The 703-nt window shown below is 33.6% G+C and carries 1 protein-coding gene; it reads right to left on the reverse strand.

The features are described from left to right. Positions 1 to 703: hypothetical protein (locus tag OIF36_02625; GenBank protein MCV6599358.1), on the reverse strand; the 703-nt coding region annotated here is incomplete at both ends.

The following is a 703-nucleotide window of genomic DNA, read 5'->3' on the forward strand; positions in this document are numbered from 1 at the left end:
AGTAAAAAGACTAATAGCTTACCTCTTAACGATAAAAAACACTCCTTCCACAGCGAGTCAAAGAATGGAATGACGCGACAGCAATTGACTGTGCAATAGTAACGCATGCCCCTAGAGGGAGCATCATTTGATTTAGCCCCATGACCTCTCGGTACATGCCCGGATGTTGTCACGCAACCCGAAACGCAACAAGATAATTTAAAAGAGATTGTCAGGGAAAAACAAAAAATCCTATTCGCAAGCAAATATTTCATTTTTGTGATGACTTTGAGTTGATGAAGAAGATGAACGATTTGAGAAAACTCTTGCTTTACACCATTGTTTCCAGCAAAGATAGATCCAGCGAGTAATTCAAGTCTGTTAACAAGTTGTTGAGGGTTGAAATGGATGATACCTTGGCCTGTTTTATTCGCAATATTTGCAAGTTTGTTAATGTTATTCATATATTCACCAAGAACATTATAATAAGAAATTTGTAACAATGTATCATTATGGGGATTTTTATTTCTGGCAAAAGCTTTACTCACTCCTCCAATTATATCGAATTTAGCTTTATTACTCAATAAATCATGATAAACTTTGAGTAAATCTTCAGATTTTTTTTGGTAGGCTTTTATTGTTTTAAGACTTTCTTTTTTGATAAGACTTGGTAAAGGTATATCATTTTCTTTTAAAATTTTAACAGCTATAGCATTATTTAATC

The organism is Alphaproteobacteria bacterium, from assembly GCA_025800285.1.
Taxonomy (GTDB): Bacteria; Pseudomonadota; Alphaproteobacteria; order JAOXRX01; family JAOXRX01; genus JAOXRX01.